The sequence below is a fragment of the Superficieibacter sp. BNK-5 genome (assembly GCF_047456055.1).
Lineage (GTDB): Bacteria > Pseudomonadota > Gammaproteobacteria > Enterobacterales > Enterobacteriaceae > Superficieibacter.
This window is the reverse complement of sequence record NZ_CP179893.1, coordinates 1225613-1246082: the sequence shown is the minus strand read 5'-3', so window position 1 is coordinate 1246082 and position 20470 is coordinate 1225613. Positions and strand designations below refer to the sequence as shown.

The 20470-nt window shown below is 51.7% G+C and carries 19 protein-coding genes; 5 read left to right on the top strand and 14 right to left on the bottom strand.

From position 1 onward, the window contains the following. Together ACMGGS_RS05965 and ACMGGS_RS05960 are read right to left on the bottom strand one after the other, a co-directional pair. A complete protein-coding gene (locus ACMGGS_RS05965; protein ID WP_414165400.1) occupies window positions 1-231 on the bottom strand; it encodes a hypothetical protein in 231 nt (76 codons plus the stop codon). Further along, window positions 209-784, bottom strand: a complete 576-nt coding sequence (locus tag ACMGGS_RS05960) for a hypothetical protein (RefSeq protein WP_414165399.1) — start codon at window positions 782-784, stop codon at window positions 209-211. The genes ACMGGS_RS05965 and ACMGGS_RS05960 overlap by 23 nt, the downstream gene beginning before the upstream one ends. 305 nt (window positions 785-1089) lie before the next feature. Between ACMGGS_RS05960 and ACMGGS_RS05955 the strand changes: the two genes are divergently transcribed. Both ACMGGS_RS05955 and ACMGGS_RS05950 read left to right on the top strand, forming a co-directional pair. Continuing rightward, window positions 1090-1344 carry a CopG family transcriptional regulator gene (locus ACMGGS_RS05955; RefSeq protein ID WP_414165398.1) on the top strand — a complete coding sequence of 85 codons (255 nt, stop codon included), beginning with the start codon at window positions 1090-1092 and terminating at the stop codon, window positions 1342-1344. Beyond that, complete coding sequence (locus tag ACMGGS_RS05950; RefSeq protein WP_414165397.1) at window positions 1341-1712, top strand: type II toxin-antitoxin system VapC family toxin; 372 nt, start codon at window positions 1341-1343, stop codon at window positions 1710-1712. The genes ACMGGS_RS05955 and ACMGGS_RS05950 overlap by 4 nt, the downstream gene beginning before the upstream one ends. 43 nt (window positions 1713-1755) lie before the next feature. On the opposite strand, the gene fdhE is transcribed toward ACMGGS_RS05950, so the two are convergent. From fdhE to fdnG, 4 genes are read right to left on the bottom strand one after another with little or no spacing between them, the layout of a single operon-like run. Then, complete coding sequence (gene fdhE, locus ACMGGS_RS05945) at window positions 1756-2685, bottom strand: formate dehydrogenase accessory protein FdhE (RefSeq protein WP_414165396.1); 930 nt, start codon at window positions 2683-2685, stop codon at window positions 1756-1758. Next, window positions 2682-3317: a formate dehydrogenase cytochrome b556 subunit gene (gene fdoI / locus ACMGGS_RS05940; RefSeq protein ID WP_176919602.1), complete on the bottom strand. Its 636-nt coding sequence runs from the start codon at window positions 3315-3317 to the stop codon at window positions 2682-2684. The genes fdhE and fdoI overlap by 4 nt, the downstream gene beginning before the upstream one ends. Then, entirely contained in the window at window positions 3314-4216 is a 903-nt protein-coding gene (gene fdxH / locus ACMGGS_RS05935; protein ID WP_414165395.1) for a formate dehydrogenase subunit beta, read from the bottom strand. The genes fdoI and fdxH overlap by 4 nt, the downstream gene beginning before the upstream one ends. A gap of 12 nt (window positions 4217-4228) precedes the next feature. Then, a complete protein-coding gene (gene fdnG / locus ACMGGS_RS05930) occupies window positions 4229-7279 on the bottom strand; it encodes a formate dehydrogenase-N subunit alpha (protein WP_414165394.1) in 3051 nt (1016 codons plus the stop codon). Window positions 7280-7714: 435 nt separating this feature from the next. On the opposite strand from fdnG, the gene fdhD reads away from it, so the two are divergent. Both fdhD and ACMGGS_RS05920 read left to right on the top strand, forming a co-directional pair. Further along, the gene (gene fdhD, locus ACMGGS_RS05925; RefSeq protein ID WP_414166207.1) at window positions 7715-8467 is read left to right on the top strand and encodes a formate dehydrogenase accessory sulfurtransferase FdhD; all 753 of its coding nucleotides are present in this window, start codon (window positions 7715-7717) and stop codon (window positions 8465-8467) included. 193 nt (window positions 8468-8660) lie between these two features. Further along, window positions 8661-10172, top strand: a complete 1512-nt coding sequence (locus tag ACMGGS_RS05920; protein ID WP_414165393.1) for a family 43 glycosylhydrolase — start codon at window positions 8661-8663, stop codon at window positions 10170-10172. A 38-nt stretch (window positions 10173-10210) separates the two neighbouring features. Here the strand turns inward: ACMGGS_RS05920 and ACMGGS_RS05915 are convergent, their stop codons facing one another. From ACMGGS_RS05915 to ACMGGS_RS05880, 8 genes are all read right to left on the bottom strand, one after another. Further along, window positions 10211-10909, bottom strand: a complete 699-nt coding sequence (locus ACMGGS_RS05915; RefSeq protein WP_414165392.1) for an oligogalacturonate-specific porin KdgM family protein — start codon at window positions 10907-10909, stop codon at window positions 10211-10213. A 212-nt stretch (window positions 10910-11121) separates the two neighbouring features. After that, window positions 11122-12087, bottom strand: coding sequence for a hydroxyacid dehydrogenase (locus ACMGGS_RS05910; RefSeq protein ID WP_414165391.1), 966 nt, complete (start codon window positions 12085-12087; stop codon window positions 11122-11124). A 47-nt stretch (window positions 12088-12134) separates the two neighbouring features. Then, window positions 12135-12977, bottom strand: coding sequence for a PTS system mannose/fructose/sorbose family transporter subunit IID (locus ACMGGS_RS05905; RefSeq protein WP_276160028.1), 843 nt, complete (start codon window positions 12975-12977; stop codon window positions 12135-12137). After that, complete coding sequence (locus ACMGGS_RS05900) at window positions 12970-13773, bottom strand: PTS mannose/fructose/sorbose/N-acetylgalactosamine transporter subunit IIC (RefSeq protein ID WP_414165390.1); 804 nt, start codon at window positions 13771-13773, stop codon at window positions 12970-12972. Before ACMGGS_RS05900 ends, ACMGGS_RS05905 begins: the two co-directional genes overlap by 8 nt. Before the next feature lie 11 nt (window positions 13774-13784). Next, on the bottom strand, window positions 13785-14282 hold the full coding sequence (locus tag ACMGGS_RS05895) for a PTS system mannose/fructose/N-acetylgalactosamine-transporter subunit IIB (protein WP_414165389.1): 498 nt from the start codon (window positions 14280-14282) through the stop codon (window positions 13785-13787). Window positions 14283-14295: 13 nt separating this feature from the next. After that, window positions 14296-15474, bottom strand: coding sequence for a glycoside hydrolase family 88 protein (locus ACMGGS_RS05890; RefSeq protein WP_414165388.1), 1179 nt, complete (start codon window positions 15472-15474; stop codon window positions 14296-14298). After that, window positions 15471-15953 (bottom strand): PTS sugar transporter subunit IIA, encoded by a 483-nt coding sequence (locus ACMGGS_RS05885; protein WP_414165387.1) that lies wholly within the window; start codon window positions 15951-15953, stop codon window positions 15471-15473. Before ACMGGS_RS05885 ends, ACMGGS_RS05890 begins: the two co-directional genes overlap by 4 nt. 178 nt (window positions 15954-16131) lie before the next feature. Then, window positions 16132-18735, bottom strand: coding sequence for a sigma 54-interacting transcriptional regulator (locus ACMGGS_RS05880; RefSeq protein ID WP_414165386.1), 2604 nt, complete (start codon window positions 18733-18735; stop codon window positions 16132-16134). A gap of 427 nt (window positions 18736-19162) precedes the next feature. Here ACMGGS_RS05880 and ACMGGS_RS05875 point away from each other — a divergent pair, with 427 nt between their 5' ends. After that, window positions 19163-20203 (top strand): YiiG family protein, encoded by a 1041-nt coding sequence (locus tag ACMGGS_RS05875; protein ID WP_414165385.1) that lies wholly within the window; start codon window positions 19163-19165, stop codon window positions 20201-20203. The last annotated feature ends 267 nt before the right edge of the window (window positions 20204-20470 follow it).

Genomic DNA, 20470 nt, shown 5'->3' with positions numbered 1-20470 from the left:
TTAAATCTCGTGTAACTCACGAACGAGACGGCCTTTCAGTTTTCTACGCAGCAACGTGGCGGAAGAGTGCTTCTTGCTGGCCATGAGGTCTGTTTTAAGGTTTTTCAGACGCGCTTCTGGATTGATAATGCGTGTTTTAGCCTCAGCAGTAATCAACGCTTGCATTGCTTTCTTCTCACCATTCAAGGAGGAGAGAGAGACAAAACAGTCACGCTTGTTGTAGTACGACATAGCTGGCTCTCCCCTCAGTCACTGTTTTATATGCCTGTAACTCACCTGGTATCAGCGGGCGCGGCGCTTTCTTATGCAACCCTGTACGTTGATTATAACGTGGTACATTTTTTAACCCAAGCATATAGTCATAGATTTCCTCAAGAGTAACATGGCGACCTGCATCAACAATGCCTCCGGTTGCGGCCTGGAATACGAAACCACCAATATTGAATTTCTCAAAATGGGCGATAAGCGCCAGCGATACTGTCTGTAAAACGACAGCGCTTCCCAAACCTCTAAACCGAACATGGCGGAAGTCAGCAAGAGAGTCCATGCCATCCCAGGTATCGAAATAAACTTCTGCCATGCCGTTTAAGGGGAAAACGATGCTATCAGGCATCTTATACCCAATACGGGTAAACATTTTTTCATCAACCAAACTTCCGACTATAACGGCATATATTTCGTTACCAGCGACAAATATATAGCTGTGGTGAATGCGATTGTCGTAGACGAATTTTTTTCGCCTCATTCCATAGTCTTCCAGGAAAATCTCTTCTTCAATACGCAATTTTTGCTCCTTGCAAAGGCATATTGCTCCCGGCAATTTTCATTAACTTTTTCATTACTTTCTGCTGTGCTTCAGCTAATAACCTTTTTAAAGACTTTGTTCAGGCACACTCAAATTAAAGGTTGTATGAATACAGGAAGTTATATCTCGATATTTTGTAAGTAAAAGCGTGATTTTAAATGAGAGTAAGAAACTGGAAAGCGCCTCGCAAAAGTAAAAAGTGTCGCAGAGCCACTCTTTAACCTTGCCATGAGTAAGTGTATTTTGTCTTCTTATTAACCATTAATGATATACTGGAGGTATATATGAGCACGGTGGCAGGTATCGATATGGGCAGAATACTTCTTGATTTGTCTGATGACGTTATCAAACGGCTTGATGATCTTAAGCACCAGCGCGGCCTTCCGCGGGCTGAGTTGCTGCGTGAAGCGGTTGAAGAATACCTTGAAAGGCAGAATCAGGCTAAAGCGGCAATCGCGAATGCGCTTGGGCTGTGGCAGGGTTGTGAAGAAGATGGTGTTGAGTTTGAACGAGCGCTGCGTGAGGAGTGGGAGCGATGAAAGGAAAGGCGCTTTTTGATACCAATATCCTGATCGATCTGTTTAATGGTCGTCGCGAGGCAATGTCAGCGCTTGACGCTTATCCTCCACAGCATGCTATTAGTCTCGTTACCTGGATGGAAGTGATGGTCGGGGCGAAAAAATACCATCAGGAACATCAAACGCGTATGGCGTTGAGCGCTTTTAATATTATTGGTATATCGCAGGATATTGCGGAACGGAGCGTAAATCTCAGGCAAGAGTTCGGCTTAAAACTGCCAGACGCTATCATTCTCGCCACGGCTCAGTATCATCGCTATGAGATGGTCACGCGGAATACAAAGGATTTCGCAGGTATACCCGGTGTCGTAACACCTTATCAATTTTGACAAAAAAACGCCGGGCAGGCGCAAGCGCTACCCGACGTATTATTTACTCCCCTTCACCCGGGAACAAAAACGGGTTAATGGAGCTGCGCGCAAAACCTTCCTGCTCCATGCGGGCGTCCAGTACCAGCGAGGCCAGATCGTCAGCGACTGGCTCCACGTTCGGGTCTTTTTCCTGATACAAAATCTTCAGGTAAGTGCCACAGTCGCCGCAGCTTTCGGCTTTTACCGAAGCCTGCTCGTTGTCCAGCGACCAGTAATGCAAATCGCGGGTCTGCTCACAGTTGCTGCACTTGATGCGCACCACGTGCCACTCGGTTTCGCACAGGTTGCAGTGCAGATAACGCAGCCCCTGCGTGGTGCCGATTTGCACGATGCTGGAGACCGGCATCGAACCGCAGACCGGGCAGAACTGGCGCTGCTCGCCGTATTCAGCGCGGGCTTTGCCGGGGATCAGGCTCGCCATTTGCGCCCAGTATAGCGAAAGTGCGGCCCAGATAAACGGGGCTTTATCGCTGCTGACAGAGGAGAAGTCGGCGGCGAATAGCGCGCTCGCCATCAACTCCAGCTCCTGCTCAGAGGCCTTTTCCAGATTCTCGATCACCGCCAGCGCCGGACCGCTCATCTCCGGCTTCAGCTCGGCGATCAGCGAATGCAGCAGCTTATGCCAGTGCTTGTCGCGCGGCAGGATGTGAATATCCAGCGGCGGCTTGCCCTGCGCGGCCGCTTCTTTGATGCGGGCCGTCAGATCCATCTCCAGCGGATGATCGTACAGCACCACTTCCTGAGCGTGGGCAATCAGCGCGGCAAAGCGCAGATAGTCACCCAGCGGGTTATTCTCGGCCAGCTCGCGCAGGCGTTCAGCGCGGCGGTTGTACACGTTTTTGAGTCTGGGGAACAATAACGGCGGAATCATATCCGCCGTGCGTTTTTCGCCCGAACCCAGCTCATCTTGCGGGATTATGCGAATACTCATTCAGATGACTTTTCCTCTTTCTGGCGGACTTCGCGGTACCAGCGCGGGTGATGTTTCCTCGCCCACGTTTTGGTAACCCAGCCTTCCACCATCGCGGTAATGGTGCCTTTCACCCAGAGGGCGGCGTAAATATGCACCATGATAACCACAATTAACGCCACTGCGGCAAATGAATGCAGCATTAACGCGAATCGGATCACCGGGATTGAGAAAGCAGGCGCAAAGTACGGACGCCAGATGACCACGCCGCTCGCCAGCAACAGCACCAGCAGAATGATGGCCGCCCAGAATACGCATTTCTGACCGAAGTTATAGCGTCCGGTATCACCCACTTCCTCGTTGACGACGATCTTACGAATATTCTTCGCCCAAAAGATATCATCCCGATTGATTAGGTTGTGATGCCAGTAACGGAAAAACATGATGATGAAAGAAGCAAACATCACCACGCCGACGAACGGATGCAGAATGCGCGCCAGCTGCGGCGTACCCAGAACGTGCATCAACCAGTTAAAGGACGGGAAGAAAAATCCCAGTCCGCTCACCGCCGCCAGCACGAAGCAGAAGGCGGTGACCCAGTGATTGATGCGTTCCGGTGCCGTGTAGCGCACGATGGTGTCACGTCTTTTCATTTGCGCACCTCGTCTTTCTCTTCATGCAGATTGTCTTCATCTTCTTCTGCGCGGTTCGGACCGACACCAACGTAGTGGAAGATACTGGCTGCGAAGGTCGCGGCAAAGCCGACCGCCGCAAGCGGTTTCCAGATGCCTTTCCAGAACTTCACGGTCTGGCTGATTTCCGGGCTCTCCGGCAGGCCGTGGTACAGATTCGGCTTGTCGGCATGGTGCAGCACGTACATGACGTGAGTACCACCAACGCCCGCCGGATCGTACAGGCCCGCCTTATCATAACCACGGGTTTTCAGCTCGTTAACGCGCTCACCGGCCAGCACCTTCATATCCTCTTTGGAACCAAAGTGGATAGCGCCGGTCGGGCAGGTTTTCACGCAGGCCGGCTCCTGGCCGACAACAACGCGATCCACGCATAGGGTGCATTTGTAGACGCGGTTATCTTCCGGATTCAGGCGCGGCACGTCGAACGGGCAGCCCGCGATGCAGTAGCCGCAGCCGATGCACTGTTCGGACTGGAAGTCGACAATCCCGTTAGCATACTGAATGATAGCCCCTTCCGACGGACACGCCTTCAGGCAACCCGGATCGGCGCAGTGCATACAGCCATCCTTGCGGATCAGCCACTCCAGTTTGTCGTTCTGCTCGACTTCCGAGAAACGCATCACCGTCCAGGATTTAGCGGTCAAATCTGCCGGGTTGTCATAGACCCCGACGTTGTGACCCACGTCGTCACGAATGTCGTTCCACTCTGAACACGCCACCTGACAGGCTTTACAGCCGATACAGGTGGTGACGTCGATAAGCTTCGCCACCTCTTGCTGGTGATCCCGCGCCTGAGGCGCGGGGGTGAAACCGTTAGTCGCGGAACGACGGATAATGTCTTGCGATTGATAAGCCATAAGTCGTCTCCGTTACACCTTTTCCACGTTCACCAGGAACGCCTTAAACTCCGGCGTCTGAGTGTTCGCATCGCCAACGACCGGCGTTAGCGTGTTAGCAATAAAGCCTTTCTTCGCCACGCCCTCATAACCCCAGTGAATCGGAATACCGATGGTATCGACATCCTGATTATTCACCTTCAGCGTGCGGATACGTTTGGTCACCACTGCCTTGGCCTTAATATAGCCACGGTTAGAGGAGACTTTTACCGTATCGCCCTGCGCGATGCCGAGCTTATTCGCCAGCTTCTCGCCGATCTCCACAAACTGCTCCGGCTGCGCGATGGAGTTCAACAGCGCGTGCTTGGTCCAGTAGTGGAAGTGCTCCGTCAGACGATAAGTGGTGCCCACATACGGGAACTTATCGGCTTTCCCCATCGCATCCATATCGTCTTTAAAGACGCGGGCTGCCGGGTTGGAGATCACGTTCGGGTGCAGCGGGTTAGTACCCAGCGGTGTTTCAAACGGCTCGTAATGTTCCGGGAACGGCCCTTCCGCCATCTTATCGGTAGCGAACAGGCGGCCTACGCCCTCCTGCAGCATGATAAACGGACCGACATCACTGCCCGGAGGCGCGGTGTTGTAGTCCGGAATATCCGCACCGGCCCATTTGCCGTTGCCGTAAGAGATAAGCTGGCGTTTCGGATCCCACGGTTTACCCTGCGGGTCGGCGGAGGCGCGGTTATACAGGATGCGGCGGTTCAGCGGCCATGCCCAGGCCCAGCCCAGCGTATTCCCCAGCCCTGACGGGTCGGCGTTATCGCGGCGGGCCATCTGGTTGCCGTCCGGCGTCCAGCTTCCGGCGAAGATCCAGCAGCCGCTGGAGGTGGTGCCGTCATCGCGCAGATGCGCAAACGAGGCCAGCTGATTACCTTTTTTCGCCAGTAACAGCCCGGTCGTCGGATCGGTAATATCTTCCAGCGCCTTACCGTTGCTCTCCATCGCCACTTCTTCCGGCGACGGATTCTCCGGCGTCAGGTAGTTCCAGGTCATATTCAGCACCTGTTCCGGCAGCGCACCACCTTCGGCGGCATACATCTTACGCAGGCGCAGGAAGATGCCCGCGAGGATTTCGCCGTCGTTCAGCGCTTCGCCCGGTCCATCCTGACCTTTCCAGTGCCATTGCAGCCAGCGGCCGGAGTTCACGATGGAACCGTTCTCTTCGGCAAAGCAGGTGGACGGCAGACGGAACACTTCAGTCTGGATTTTCGACGGATCGACATCGTTCGACTCACCGTGGTTCTGCCAGAAGGTCGAGGTTTCAGTGTTGAGCGGATCGATGGTCACCAGGAACTTCAGCTTCGACAGCGAAGAGACCACTTTATTTTTGTTCGGGAACGACGCCACCGGGTTAAAGCCCTGGCAGAGATAGCCGGTCACCTGGCCTTTGGCCATCATGTCGAAATACTGCAGTACGTCGTAGGCTTTATCCCACTTCGGCAGCCACTCAAAACCCCAGTCGTTTTCAGCAGTCGCTTTATCGCCGTAAAACGCCTTCATCATGGAGACGAAGAATTTCGGGTAGTTGCTCCAGTAGTTAACCTGATTTTCCTGTAACGGCTTGGTGGTGTTACCGGCAAAGTAGGTTTCAAGCGTGTCCTGCTTGTCATTCGGCAGCGTCATATAGCCCGGCAGGCTTTGCGACAGCAGACCGAGGTCGGTCAGGCCCTGAATGTTGGAGTGACCGCGCAGGGCGTTTACGCCGCCGCCTGCCATCCCCATGTTGCCGAGCAGCAGTTGGATCATCGCCATCGTACGGATGTTTTGTGCACCCACCGAGTGCTGCGTCCAGCCGAGCGCATACAGGAACGACGCGGTTTTATCGTGCGCGCTGGTCTCTGCGATGTACTCGCATACCTTCAGGAAGTCCGCCTGCGGTGTACCGCAGATGTTTTCGACTACGTCCGGCGTGTAGCGGGAAATATGCTTTTTCAGCAGGTTCCACACGCAGCGCGGGTGTTGCAGCGTGGTGTCCCGTTTCGCAAAGCCGCGCTCGTCCAGCTCATAGTTCCAGCTTTCTTTGTCGTACTTGCGTTTTTCCGGGTCATAGCCGGTGAACAGGCCGTCATCAAAGCCAAAATCTTCACGCACAATCAGGCTGGCGTTGGTATAGGCTTCGGTGTATTCGCGGTTGTATTTTTCGTTGTTTAGCAGGTACAGCATGACGCCTGACAGGAAAGCAATGTCAGTACCTGAACGAATCGGCGCATAGAAATCGGCTACCGAGGCAGTACGCGTAAAGCGCGGATCGATCACAATCAGCTTCGCGCCATTGTGGATCTTGGCTTCCATCGCCCAGCGGAACCCTACCGGATGCGCTTCAGCGGCGTTGCCGCCCATCACCACGACGAGGTTGGCGTTTTTGATGTCGACCCAGTGGTTGGTCATCGCACCGCGACCAAATGTTGGAGCAAGACTTGCTACCGTTGGTCCGTGTCAGACACGCGCCTGGTTGTCGACGGCTAACATGCCGAGTGCGCGGGTAAATTTCTGCGTTAAATAGCCGGTTTCGTTACTGGATGCGGAAGCGCACAGCATACCGGTAGAAAGCCAGCGGTTAACGGTTGTGCCTTCGGCATTCTGCGCGATGAAATTGGCATCGCGGTCTTCCTTCATCAGCCTGGCGATGCGATCGAACGCCTCTTCCCAACTGATTCGCTGCCATTTATCCGACCCTGGCGCGCGATATTCCGGATACTTCAGGCGGCTGTCAGAGTGGATAAAGTCAATGAGTCCCGCGCCTTTCGGGCAAAGTGCGCCACGGTTTACCGGATGGTCCGGGTCCCCTTCAATGTGGAAAATGGACGATTTGGCGTTTTTAGCACCGTCGCCGAGGCTATACATTAATAGCCCACAGCCAACGGAACAGTATGTGCAAGTGTTACGGGTTTCGCGGGTGCGCAGCAGCTTATATTGCCGTGTTTCCGCCAGCGCTACGCTGGGGGCAAAACCCAACGCCGCTGCCGTTGTGCCTGCCATACCGCCAGCGCAGATCTTAAAGAACTGCCTTCTGCTGACCTGCATGGTGTGCTCCTTATGTCGACATTACTCATCAATATTATGACTTTCTGACTGACCATCTGCGGTTGCTACCGCTTCTGTGGTATTGATTTTCGACGGCCCGCCAGACAATAACCCTGCTAAGAATATCATAATTCCTCAAGTTGTTTCGGATATGTATACATGAAGAACCGGTAATGTTGCTTTGTGCACACTTTTCGCGAAAAAATAGCTTAATCAAAATGCACAGAGTGATATGAATCAATTTATATAGCGGTCTGGAGTTTTTATCTGTTGGTGTCATTGATGTAGAACAAACCCACTTTCAGCACGGTTTGCTCCCGCGAGCTAACCGTGCTGAAATAACCCGGTTCTTGCTATCATTTTTCAGGAAAAACCATGTCTCAGCCCCTTCTGGCGGTCGGTGCGGCGTCACGCCTTGTCTGGTCTCGCGAAAATATGAACAGTGCCACAGCGGATTATCTGGCGGAAGAAGTCCCTGTTGCCCTGGTCTATAACGGTATCTCGCATGTCGTGATGATGGCGTCTCCGAAGGATCTGGAACGCTTTGCTATCGGCTTTTCCTTATCCGAAGGGATTATAGAAAACCAAAACGAGATCTTCGGGATGGACGTGGTTCAGGCGTGTAACGGTCTGGAGGTGCAGATTGAGCTGTCCAGCCGTCGTTTTATGGGGCTAAAAGAACGCCGCCGCGCACTGGCCGGACGCACCGGCTGCGGGGTCTGCGGTGTTGAACAGCTTAATGACATCGGTAAGCCCGTCGCGCCGCTGCCGTTTACGCAAACTTTTTCGCTGGCCGATCTCGATCGCGGGCTGAGCCAGCTTCGGGATTTTCAGCCCATCGGTCAACTGACCGGCTGTACTCATGCCGCCGCCTGGATGCTCCCTTCCGGCGAACTGGCGGGCGGGCATGAAGACGTAGGTCGTCACGTTGCGCTGGATAAGCTGCTGGGACGCCGTGCGCAAGAGGGCGACCACTGGCAGTCGGGCGCGGTGCTGGTGTCCAGCCGTGCCAGCTATGAGATGGTACAAAAATCGGCAATGTGCGGGGTGGAGATTTTGTTTGCCGTGTCGGCAGCCACGACGCTGGCGGTGGAAGTGGCGGAACGCTGTAACCTGACGCTGGTGGGGTTTTGTAAGCCGGGCAGGGCGAAGATTTATACGCATCCGCAGCGGCTGGCGACGAGTTAACGTTTTTTTGGTTCTGGAAAGGGCCAGATGCATTTGTCCGCCAGGCGGACTGGCGAAGCCTGGTGTCGAAAGTGCGGCTGCGGTCGTTTTTTGTGTCTGTTTCTTCCGCTATTACATTGTTAGTAAATGTATTTTATTTAATGGTCTGAATATTGCAGCCGCTTGTACAGTCGATAACTAAAGGTCCTGTACAATGCCGTTGCTCTATCAGAATCCCGTCATTCATGCAGATTATGCCGATCCCGATATGATCCGCACCGGTGATGATTTCTGGATGGTCGCCTCCAGTTTTCATCAACTTCCGGGCTTACCGCTCCTTCACTCCCGCGATCTCATTCACTGGCGGATTGTTAATCATGTCATCAAACGTCTTCCCTCGCCGGAATACGATACCGTGCAGCCGGGAAAAGGCGTCTGGGCACCATCAATTCGTTTTCACGACGGCCAGTTCTGGGTTTTTTACAGCTTGCCGGATGAGGGCATTTTTGTCACTCATGCCAGCGATCCGCTTGGCGAGTGGAGCGAGCCGCGTTGTTTGAAGGCGAAACCTGGATGGATAGATCCCTGTCCGTTCTGGGATGACGATGGCCGGGCATGGCTGATACACGCCTTTGCCTTCAGCCGCAGCGGGATCAAAAACAAGCTGCAACTGTTTGAAATGGCACCCGATGCTTCCTGCCTGCTGGATAATGGACGCATCATTTTTGACGGCACGCCTTCGCATCCAACGCTGGAAGGTCCCAAGCTTTATAAGCGCAATGGCGAATACTGGATATTCGCCCCGGCGGGCGGCGTTAAACGCGGTTGGCAAACGGTATTACGCGCGGCAACACTGGACGGCCCCTGGGAGTACCGTGACGTTCTGCACCAGCGCTCAACGCCGATCAATGGCCCACACCAGGGAGCGTGGGTTGAACTGTCAAACGGCGAAAGCTGGTTCTTGCATTTTCAGGATAAAGGCGTGTATGGCCGTATTGTGCATCTCCAGCCGCTGCGCTGGATGAACGATGGCTGGCCGCATATTGGCGAAGCGCTGGATGAAAACGGCAAGGGTCAGCCAGTATTAAGGTTTTCACGCCCCGCCTTACCGTGTTCGCCTTGCGCGCTGCAAATCAGTGACGATTTCGCCAACGGCAGACCGGGGCTACAGTGGCAGTGGCAGGCGAATCCGCAGGATAACTGGCTTACTTTCGGGACTCAGGGCCTCTCTTTATGCTGCGCACCAACGCCCGTTGATGTCAGCCTCTATCACTTACCCCAGCTGCTGCTGCAAAAATTCCCTGCCGAACGTTTTACCGCGAGTGTTGTTATGCACCCGGCGTTTCATCAGCATGGCGATGAAGGGGGAATAGTCATTTATGGCCAGCGTTTTGCTGCCTTATGCGTGGCCCATACCGCCGACGGAATGACGCTGCTTTTCCGTCACGGATGGATAGACGATCGGGGAGAGATTAATGACGCTGTCTTGCCGGTTGCGGATCTCAACGGTATAACGCAAATCGAACTGGGTTATCGCGTCAGTTACGATGGTCTGGTTAAGTTTAACTACCGTCTGGCTGACGGAAAATGGCAGGACGTTGAACCGCAATTCTCGGCTGGGGCAGGAAAATGGATCGGAGCGCGGATGGGAATATATGCCCGGGGAGAGAATGAAAGCCAGGAGGGAAAAATTACATTTTCTGCTTTTGCCGTCACTCTGCTCTAGCGTAGGGGGCAGCCTGGCTGCCCCTCTCTGTCATGACGTTAATCAAGATAGTAACGAATACCCAGACGAAAGCGCACCTGGTCGTCGTGGTTTTGATCCTGGTCCAGCCATGCGACTTCTGCGTAGGGCAGCCAGTGTTTATCGAGGCGGTACCGGGCGACAATACTCGGTTCCCAGTGGGTTTTTTGTCCGTTAGACGCGTTAAAATCGTTCGTGTTGACGAAAAATTCCGGGTTAAGCTGTAGCCACAATTTCTCAGTCGCCTGATAATTCAAATACAGATCAAATTGATGGCTGTCGTTATAATCCATATAGCCATTATAGTCGTATTCTTTATGCGTCATGTGGTTGTAACGGTAACGGCCACTAAAACTTAAGTCTTTATTAATTTTATAATCCAGGGTGAGGTAAGGTGCCAGTTTGGTGCCATTGCTGTCAATATCAGTTAAGCCCCCGGGAGTGAGCGTCCATTTTTCATCCAGCGGCACCGGATACCAGCCTTCAAACTCCTGGAAGGAGCTTTTCATTTGATCGAAATCCTGCCCCAAATCATACATTGCGGAAGCGAGAACGCCTGCACCGTTATCAAATATATGACCTAAGCCAATTTTATACTGATTTTTTTCAGAAGCCGTGGTGTGCGCGTATCGATTATCTACCCAGGTTGCGTCTGCCATGGTATTAAGTGCGAAACAGGTCAGCGGTAATCCGATAAGTACTGTATGTAATTTTTTCATTTTTATTCCCATAAGATGCAATGAGTTTCCTTGCCCTGATCCTCGCAAGGAGATGGAAGGTAATTTAAAATTGCAAAAGCTGTGCCAGAAAATAAAAGCCTTAAATTACATTGGGTTAAAAATAATGCGGATCAGGATTATTAGACACTGAGTGTTTTTTATTAGTGTTTATCTCTTTGTAATAAAAAAATAAACACTAAGTGCGATAGTTATCACACTGTATTAGAAATATCATACAGTAACGGCTCTCCTGTTAACCAACGTTGAAATTCATCCAGCACGCAGTTAGCAAGGCGGCGGGTTTCATTATTCAATGCTCCGGCAATATGGCTGCTGAGATACACGTTAGGTAAGGTATAAAGCAGCGACCCGGCCGCTGGTGGTTCTGGCCGGGTCACATCCAGCAACGCCGTCAGGTCCGGGCGTTCCTGAAGGACGGTAATAAGCTCCTCTTCATTAACCTGTTGTCCTCTGCCGGTATTAATAAATACGGCTCCCGGCCGCATTCGGTGAAATAAGTCGCCATTGAGTATGCCAATATTATCCTTACGGTGAGGGAGATGGTTACTGACAACATAAGCGCGGGAAAAAGCCTGTGTCAGTGAAATCGTACGTTTTTCCTGTCGTGAAGGAATAACCATAACGTTCAAATCAAAAGGTTCGAGTAGACGCTGTAATGTCGTTGATATTGCCCCGGCACCAATTAACGCCACGCTCTCCTGATAATTTCCCGGTGCGGGATGGTGGTTCGCCAGCATGGAAAAGCAGGCGGGGTCAATATAGTCGCGCTGATTACGAAAGTATCCTTTACAGCCAAGCAGTATTTGTGCCAGGCAAAACTCTGCCACTGGCACAGCATTCGCTTGCCAGGCACTAACCACTTTTATTTTTCTGGCCAGTAAGGGCGTGGCGAAATAATCCGTCTTGCCAGCAGCGTAAAACACGACTTTCAAATTAGGTAACCGGTCAAGTTGTTCTTCGGTAAGCGTAAACATCCCCCATGTTGAAAATATCATCTCCATATTTTTTAAGGCGGGTAATAGTGCTTCAATATTTTCGGGTGTAATGGCTTCGGGATACAGATTACAACGTGCGGTAATTTCATTGATATGGGATGGTTGATAAACCTGATGAAGTTTTTCAGGTCGGCAGGTAAATAAAGCAGCGTGCCAGTTCATGTATGCTCCGGGAAGAGACTCCCTTGCGAAGAAGGGAGTCGGAAGGTTTATATAATTCCCACTCCTGCCGCGGCAAAACCAAGAACAATCAGCAGAATTAGTACCTTATTAGGACTGACTTTCTTATTCAGCAGTTTCAGGCAACCGAGCACCAGTATGAGCGGGATCAATCCAACGCAGATTTTGTCGAGGATCTCCTGCAACACAAATGGCTGTCCGGCAATGGTCGTCTTAAAGGTGGTGGTAAATTTCACCATGCTGGCGCTCATCGCACCCACCATCATTAATCCCATGATCGACGATGCTTTGGTGATACAACCAAGCAGGCCAGACTGGGTAGCTTCCGCGATATACTTCGACCCCAGGCGATAGCCCATCACGCCGCCGTAGTAGCGCAAGAGGTAACTGGGAATGTTGTAAATCAGCAGAAATAACAGCGGGCCAAGCGGATTGCCTTGCGACGCCAGGCCAATAGCAATACCGGTCGCGATAATACGCAGCACGCCGTAAAAGAACGAATCGCCTACCCCGGCGAACGGTCCCATCAGGGCGACTTTAATCCCGTTAATGCTGGAGGTGTCAAAATTCGGATTGGCGGCGTTTTCTTTTTCCATCGATAGCGTCAGGCCCATAATAAAAGGCGCGAGATGCTGGTTGGTATTAAAAAACTGGCTGTTACGCTTTAGTGCATCAAGATAACGATGTGGGTCGCCAGCGTAGATTTTTTTCAACATCGGTGCCAGCGCCCAGCCATAGCTCAGCCCTTCCATTCGGGTGAAGTTCATCGATCCCAGCAGGGGGAACTGGCGGATAAAAAGTTGACGAAAAAGCTTTTTCTCACTTTTGCCATCGCTCCAGGCGCTGACGTCTTTCATCTGGATATCAGTCATTGAAGAACCCGTCCTTATCATCTACCGACGCCGGAGTTGCTGCCGTCGCCGTGTGTTTATTCGCTTTAAGCTGATTGAATTCATTGAAGCAGAGGTAGACCGCAACGGAGGCTGCGATAATCGCGATGCCCATAATCGGCAATTGCAGGTAAGCCGCCATCGCAAAGCCAATAAAGAAAAATGCAGCAATGTTACGGTTCCACAGCGCTTTCAGCAGAATAGCGAAGCCGAGTGCGGGAAGTATGCCGCCTACCGCCGTCATGCCGCGCATCACCGTATCCGGAATGCTTTCTACCAGGCTGCGAATGACATCCGTACCGAACAGCACGCCGAAAAAGGCGATCAGCGCGAACGGGACGCCGTAAAAGAAAGTCATGCCCAGCGTCAGACCCAGCGCAGCGCGGTCATGTCCCTGTTCCAGTAGCGCGTCATATTTTTCGACCAGCGCGGTATAAACCAGTTTCAGAACCTGATAGACAAAGACCGCCAGCAGGCTGATTGGTAATGCCAGCGCGACGGCGACCGGTGGCGCGGCATGCGTCAGGATGGTAAACGCGGTCGCCAGAACGGAGCCAACGGCGAGGTCGGCCGGGACCGAGCCGCCAATGGTAATCGTGCCAAGGAAAATCAGCTCCAGTGTGGCACCGATGATAATGCCCTGCTGTACATCGCCTAATACCAGTCCTACCAGCGCGCCGCAAATGAGTGGACGTTCTATTAGCGGCTGGCCGAGCGTATGATCGGCGGTTTTCACCAAAAACATCACCAGAGCGATAAGAAGTGCGGAAGTTAACATGGCGACCTCGCTTAGCCGGCGGCGTTATCCAGCATCTCAATCAGGTTTTTCACCGGATGAGAAGGCAGGACCTGGTATTCAACATGGACGCCGCGGTCGGCGATGGCGTGAAAATCCACCACATCTTCCGGCGTGACGTAGACGGTATCGCTGATGCGTTTTTTGGCCGCCAGATTATCGGTAATGCGCCCGAAGTTAGCGACGTTCAGGGTTTTTATGCCCGGAACCTGTTCTACCAGACGGCGGGCGTCAGCGGCATTATTGACGATAACCATTATTTTCATGCTTTCTGAACGCGGGTCGTTGAGAACGTCGCCTGCATCTTTTACCGCCATAATCGCGCATTTCGCCGTATCGGGTGCCGCCATGCGCAGCGACATCTTTTGTACCTCGTTATTCACAATCTGATCGTTGGCGACCAGGATACGATTCACGCCAAGATGCTTGGTCCAGACCACGGCAACCTGGCCGTGGATTAGACGATCATCAATACGAACTAAAGAAATCATGGTGTAGCTCCAGTTAGCAAAAGTAGGGTGTCCAGACGCGGGAAAGGCGAACCAGGGCTTCGAAATAAAAATAATCGCCCCACAGATTAGGTTCGTTAATTCCCATGTTGCGGCCAAAGTTATAAACACCTTCACGCAGCAGGCCGTCCTGCGGAGGCGCGAAATAATGGGTAGATAAATTCCGCATTATTAAAGCAATAGCATTGGCGTAGGCCGGGCGCAGCGGATCGGTCAGCGGCAGGATCTTTAATAGCTCCGCCAGCCCGCAGACGGCAATAGCCGCCGCTGACGTATCACGACAGGCGTTATCCCGGGCGGTAAAAACCAGATCCCAGTAACAGACATAGTCTTCAGGCAGCCGGTTAAGGAAGTAATGGGCTAACCGGCGCGCCAGTTCTGGCTGTGTGGCGTCTCCGGTGTGGTGAAAGCCCAGCGCAAAACCATAGATACCCCACGCCTGACCGCGAGCCCAGCATGAACTGTCGCTGAATCCCTGATGGGTATCACCACGTAACGGCTGGCCGTTATGGATATCCATATAAAAGGTGTGAAAGGTTGATGCATCTTCACGAACCAGATAGCGTGCTGCCTGCGACAGATGGCGAACAGCGGCTTCACGATATGCGCTGTTGCCTGTTTCATCGGCAGCCCAGAACAGCAGCGGTACGTTAAGATTACAGTCGATGATCATTCGTCCCTGGCGCGCCGGATCATTAAGATTTCCCCACGCCTGGATGACGCCCGCCGTGGCGTTAAAGCGTCGGTAAAGCAATTCAGCGGCACGTAGCGCCAGGTCACGGGCACGAATATTGCCGGTCAGTTTCCAGGCGTTAACGCAGGAGAGCAGATAGAGGAAGCCCAGGTCATGAGTATCGACTTTGATCTGTTTATTGAGCCGCTCCTCAAAGCTGTCGAGCAGCCCTTCTGCGACGGTGCGATATTTATCATCGCCGGTGACTTCCCATGCCAGCCATAACATGCCGGTCCAGAAACCCTCGGTCCAGTCGACTTTTTCCACTGCCGGATAGCGTCCCGCACTGGCGCTGGCAGCGGGAAAGGTGGTGGTAAAGCGCGGCAGCATGGTGTCAAGCTGGGTCAGGACGCCGGCAATAGCCTCTCGCAGCCAGGACTGGCTCAGGTCAGGCTGTGGGGCGCTATAGCGGGCATCAAGCATTTCAAGCGCGATTGTCATCGTCCGTCCTCCTGGGTAAAGAAATCGTCGACATCGTTCTGTGGTCCTGGTTGTACCGCATGACGCGCTGCGATAATTTCCGGCAAGTCATTCATGTACTGCATTGCGCCGCTGGCCGCGGCCATCGCATCCTGTAATCGCATCGCCGTTTCGTCATGCTCAGACATGCAAAATTCCATCAGCATAATCAGGTTGGCTCCGCTGATAACATGCGCATGCGGATATTTGACCATCATCTGTACGGCAGTATTATTGACGCTGCCGCCGGGCATATCGGTAAACAGCACCAGTTCGTTGCCGCGGCTTGCCGCCTGACGAGCAATATCGTCAAAATAAATTGCCAGTTCTGCCGTAGAACCGATTTCGCCGCAATATGCGCAGATTGGCTCGACGCCATGATCGTCCCCAATCAGAAGGTTCAGACCAGAGATAATCCCCTCGGCATAGTGGCCATGAGTTGCGATATACATCTCTCGCATTTTGCGTTCCTTAATCATTTTTCAGTTGTCTGCCTGAGGAATAGCAATCGCTGTGCCATGTTTTTATTTTATTGATTTGTATGGTAAAAATTCTCTTTGTGGACGCTGGGATTAGTGTTGAAAAGAGGCGGTGCGGGTAGTGTCGAAGGAGGTTGCCAGCCTGGGCTGGCAGGGGAGATTACCAGGCTGAGTCAGCGGCAATCCAGGGTTCCATGATTTCATAAATCATCAGCACTTCGGTTAGCGGCAGGGTGATGTGGTATTTGCGATTCAGCGCCTGGAAAAAGGTATCGTGTACGGCGATAAACGCCTGTTGATCCAGCGTCAGCTCTGCTTCCTCGCGGTGGCGCACGCCGTTGTTCACCATCACACGTTCAATCATCAGCGCGATATGCATAAAGAGGTTAATGCGCAGATAACTTTCAAAGTGGATTTTGTAGAATGCTTCATACTGCTTAATCACCGCGTCGACTTCATCAATGATCACCACCGGGTTCAGGAAATTCAGGCGACTGGCGACGCCTTCCACGGTAAACAGCTTCACGACCTCGTCAATCATCGGTTCCAGCCCGCCTTCCATCAGCAGGCCGCTGAAATAATCGCGCTTCAGGATCTGCGTTTTTTCTTTAATCAGCTGTTCAACGCTAATCAGCGGAATATAGCCCGCTTCCAGATCGGTGGTGGTGATGATTAATCGTGTGCCGTTCAGCGCCGGGTCCGCATGGGCGATTTTCCATTTCAGATCGTCATATTCCATTGTAATAATGTCGATCTCGTCCTGTGCCAGGTAGCGCTGAACAATGTCTTTTAGTTTGCGGGAAATCCCCTCGCCGGAAATGCAGGAAATAATAATTTTATTGCCTGGCAGCATACCCGCGTAATAGCGGGTTTCGACTTCATACGCGCCTTTCGCACTTTCGATAATCGCCTCCATCGGGAGTTTATCCTGGATTTTCGAGGCGATATCCAGCGCCATGGCCGTAGTAACATTGTTGATCAACAGCAATTCACCATGCAGATGGAGCTTAATCTCCTCGTAGATTGCTTTCAGCGACCCCATATCCACCAGGATAATAAGCCCTGCGCCCTGGGTAAGGTGGGACAGATGGGCAATCAGCAAATCAATGATCTCGCGTGTGGACGTCGCGTTGGGCATATCGAAGGCTTTAAAGTAGTAGCCGCCGGTGAGCTGGTTGGCGATGCCAGCGATGCTGGAGGCGGTGGAACGTCCGTGCGAAACAATGATGCCCTGAATGCGATCGTCTTCACCTGCCAGCGTATGAAAGGCGCAGCTTAACAGCGGCAGCAGTAGAGGCAGGGGCTGATTAACCACATGTTTTGCCAGCAGCGTGACGCACTCTTCCGCCAGCAAACGCGCCTTACCGGAAACGTAGTCGGATATGCTTTGCAGCTCGGTAATTGTCGCCGTCTCCTGAGGAGTATGCAGTGCGTAACTCAGACATAGCCATACTGCTTTACGGATTTCCTGCCCGCACGGGATACCGGTCAAATTCTCCAGCTCGTTAATGGCATGCATGGTATTTTGCCAGACATATCCACTGTACAGCGATTCGGTAGCCATCATGCCGCCGATGGTGGTCAGCAACTGCTCCATCTTCCGGTTCAGCAACAGCACATTACCGCTATGACAAAAATCGCGGAAAATCACCTCGTCACGCATCGCTTTTGGCAGCAGCGCGCTGGCATCCGGCACCACATCGCGGGCGCGAGCGGAAACAACCAGGATTTCCCCTCCGGTATGCGTGCCGTGAAGCGTGATAACGCCCGCATCGTGGTTATTACTCCATGCGCTGGCGCACATCACTTTAATCTGGTTTTTTAACTCACCGATATTACCGCGTACCGGCGACGTTACCAGTTGATGCATCAGCTGATTATCCAGATGGATATCCCGGCGCAGGCTCAGCGCTTCCTGCCGCAGAAAGTGGGTGATATGTGCGATGCGTTCGGTGAGCGGACGGGAAATATAGTTGGGTAAGGTGACACGCACCGGGATGCGTCGGCGAAAAGTGTTAAGGAGCACCGTGTCGATATTTTCCGTGGTAGCAAAAATAAAGCGCAGCGAGACCGGATGGCGGGTACGGTTATCTCCCAGTCGATAGAAATACCCCTTATCCATAAACAGGAATAATTTCTCCTGATTCTCCGCCGACAGACGGTGTACCTCATCAAGAAACAGAAATCCGCCGTCAGCATCGTCAAACGCGCCCCGTTTTTCGCGATCGGCCCCGGTAAAGGCACCGCGCGTATAGCCAAACAGCGTGGCGGAGAGCAATTCCGGGTTATTGGCATAGTCAGCGCAGTTAAGTTCAATGAACGGTTTATCGGCGGCGATAACACTGCGCTCTACGGCATACTGATAAATCAGCAGCGCGAGATGGCTTTTACCCACGCCGCTTTCGCCGGACAGCAGGATCGGCAATCCGTCACCCGGATAATCCACCGCTGAACGACATAATGCTACCGCTTCAGCAAGGCTTCCCTGTGCGCCAATGAAATGTTGAAAGGCATCCTGGTTTTTCGACACTGTGCGAGACTGCGACGGCGCATCAGTACCAGACTGTCGGACAAAAAAGCGGACCGGGCGCGTATTTTCCTTATCTAACCGGCCGTCGTCGCACAGCCGGTTCAGATAATGGCTGATAACGCTGCGGTTGACCTTGATTAAGTCCGCACAGTCCTGAGCCGTGAATCCTGAAGGGCTTTCGGCATAGTGAGTGATAATTTTATGGAACAATTTTTCTTTTGCCGACAACGCCATAGCTTAACATCCTGATAGAGTAGAAAATAGTGTCTAAAAAATCAGACACTAGACACTAATAAGTTCATTAGACACTATGTACTTTCCGCTCTTGTTATGTGAAATGAAATGGTGTTTTGATAATTATGTGACGTATTTCTCAATAGTTTTTCTCCCTCCTTTGTGGAGGGGATGGTGCAGAAGCGCCGTAAATTTTACTGCGCTTATTTTGATATGAGAGGAACATGCTATCGTATACCTCCCCAATATAGGGGGGTGTTTCAATTAAGTAATACCAATTAAAATTACAGAAGACATTTTTTTCATCCCAAATGATGAGATATGTTTTCTTGATTTTTTATTACCAGGTGATTTCCCATCGGAAATTGCTTTTACTAAAAACCTGGTTAATGATAAGTATTCTTTTAATACCTCGGGCAGGAAATATATGAAGCGGAGCCTATTAGCAACAGCCATTGTTTTAACCCTACTCACTGGTTGTGATGATAAAGATTCAACTGAACCCTCTCAGGCAGCATCTTCCAGCAGTGCGCCAGCGCCGTCTGATGCTGTACCCCCTAAAACGCAAGAACAAGCGGCACCCGCCAATGACGCACAGGGCGATCAGCAAATGGTTCATGATGAGAAAATGAACACATATATTGATTGCTATAATACCCTGCAGCTTTCGATTTATCACAGTATGGATCGCTATGCGAGCTGGCTGAAAGATCTTGAGACTGGCCCCACCGGGAAAGAGCGTATCGTTTACGGGACCTATGCCGTATCTGATTCTACGATTGAAAAATGCCAGAAAGCTGTTCCTGAAGTCGTTAAGCTGAAACCTGCACTGGAACCGATGGATGGTGCAGCCTCCACCTTTATCACCAGTGCGGTGGATGTCGCCAATACCATCAATGAAATCAATAAATACTACGAGCAGGAAAACTACAAGGATGATGCCTTTGCACAAGGTAAAACGCTGCATCAAACCCTGATGAAACAGTGGAGTACCTTTGAGCCTGCCGCGAAAAATTATAATGACGCTATTAAACAAGTGGAAGCTGAACGCCAGGTTGCACAGTTAAAGGCGATTGAGCAAAGCGAAGGAAAATCGGAAAATTATTATTCATTGTCCTTAATGATTCATTCTGGCAACCTTAATGACATTATTAGTGGTGAAACCTTTGATGCTGATAGCGCGATGAAACAGCTAACAGAACTGGAAAAAACCACCGCTGAATTTAAAGAAAAATTAAAGGCACAATCGGATAGCTCTCATAATTTTTCAATGTTTATTTCCTCGGCTGATGAATACCAACTTGATGCTAAAAAATATATCCGCCGTGTAAGAGATAAGACACCTTACTCCGAAAGTGAAAACAGGCTTCTCTCAGATGCAAATGGAGGCTGGATGGTTGAAGCCTCTTATCCACGCGCGCTAAGAAGCTATAACCAGATGGTGGACAACTATAATCGCCTGCACTAATCACACCGGGATAAATCAGAGGGGTACCTCAATTACTTTCCTGCATTTAGTGTTATGCACACTGGAGGCCGTTTCTTAACCGGAACGGCCTCAGTTTATACTGAGTAGCAACATATAGGTGCCCTTCCCGTTATCTCAGATCTTGCCCCGGAACGTATTAAATCTGAGTTTTTGGGAATGATTTCGCGAAAAAGAAGAGTAAAAAGGAGATTTTTTTCGGTTAAGCTGTATCCATGCTTTGCCATCACTGTATGTCTGACTCATGTT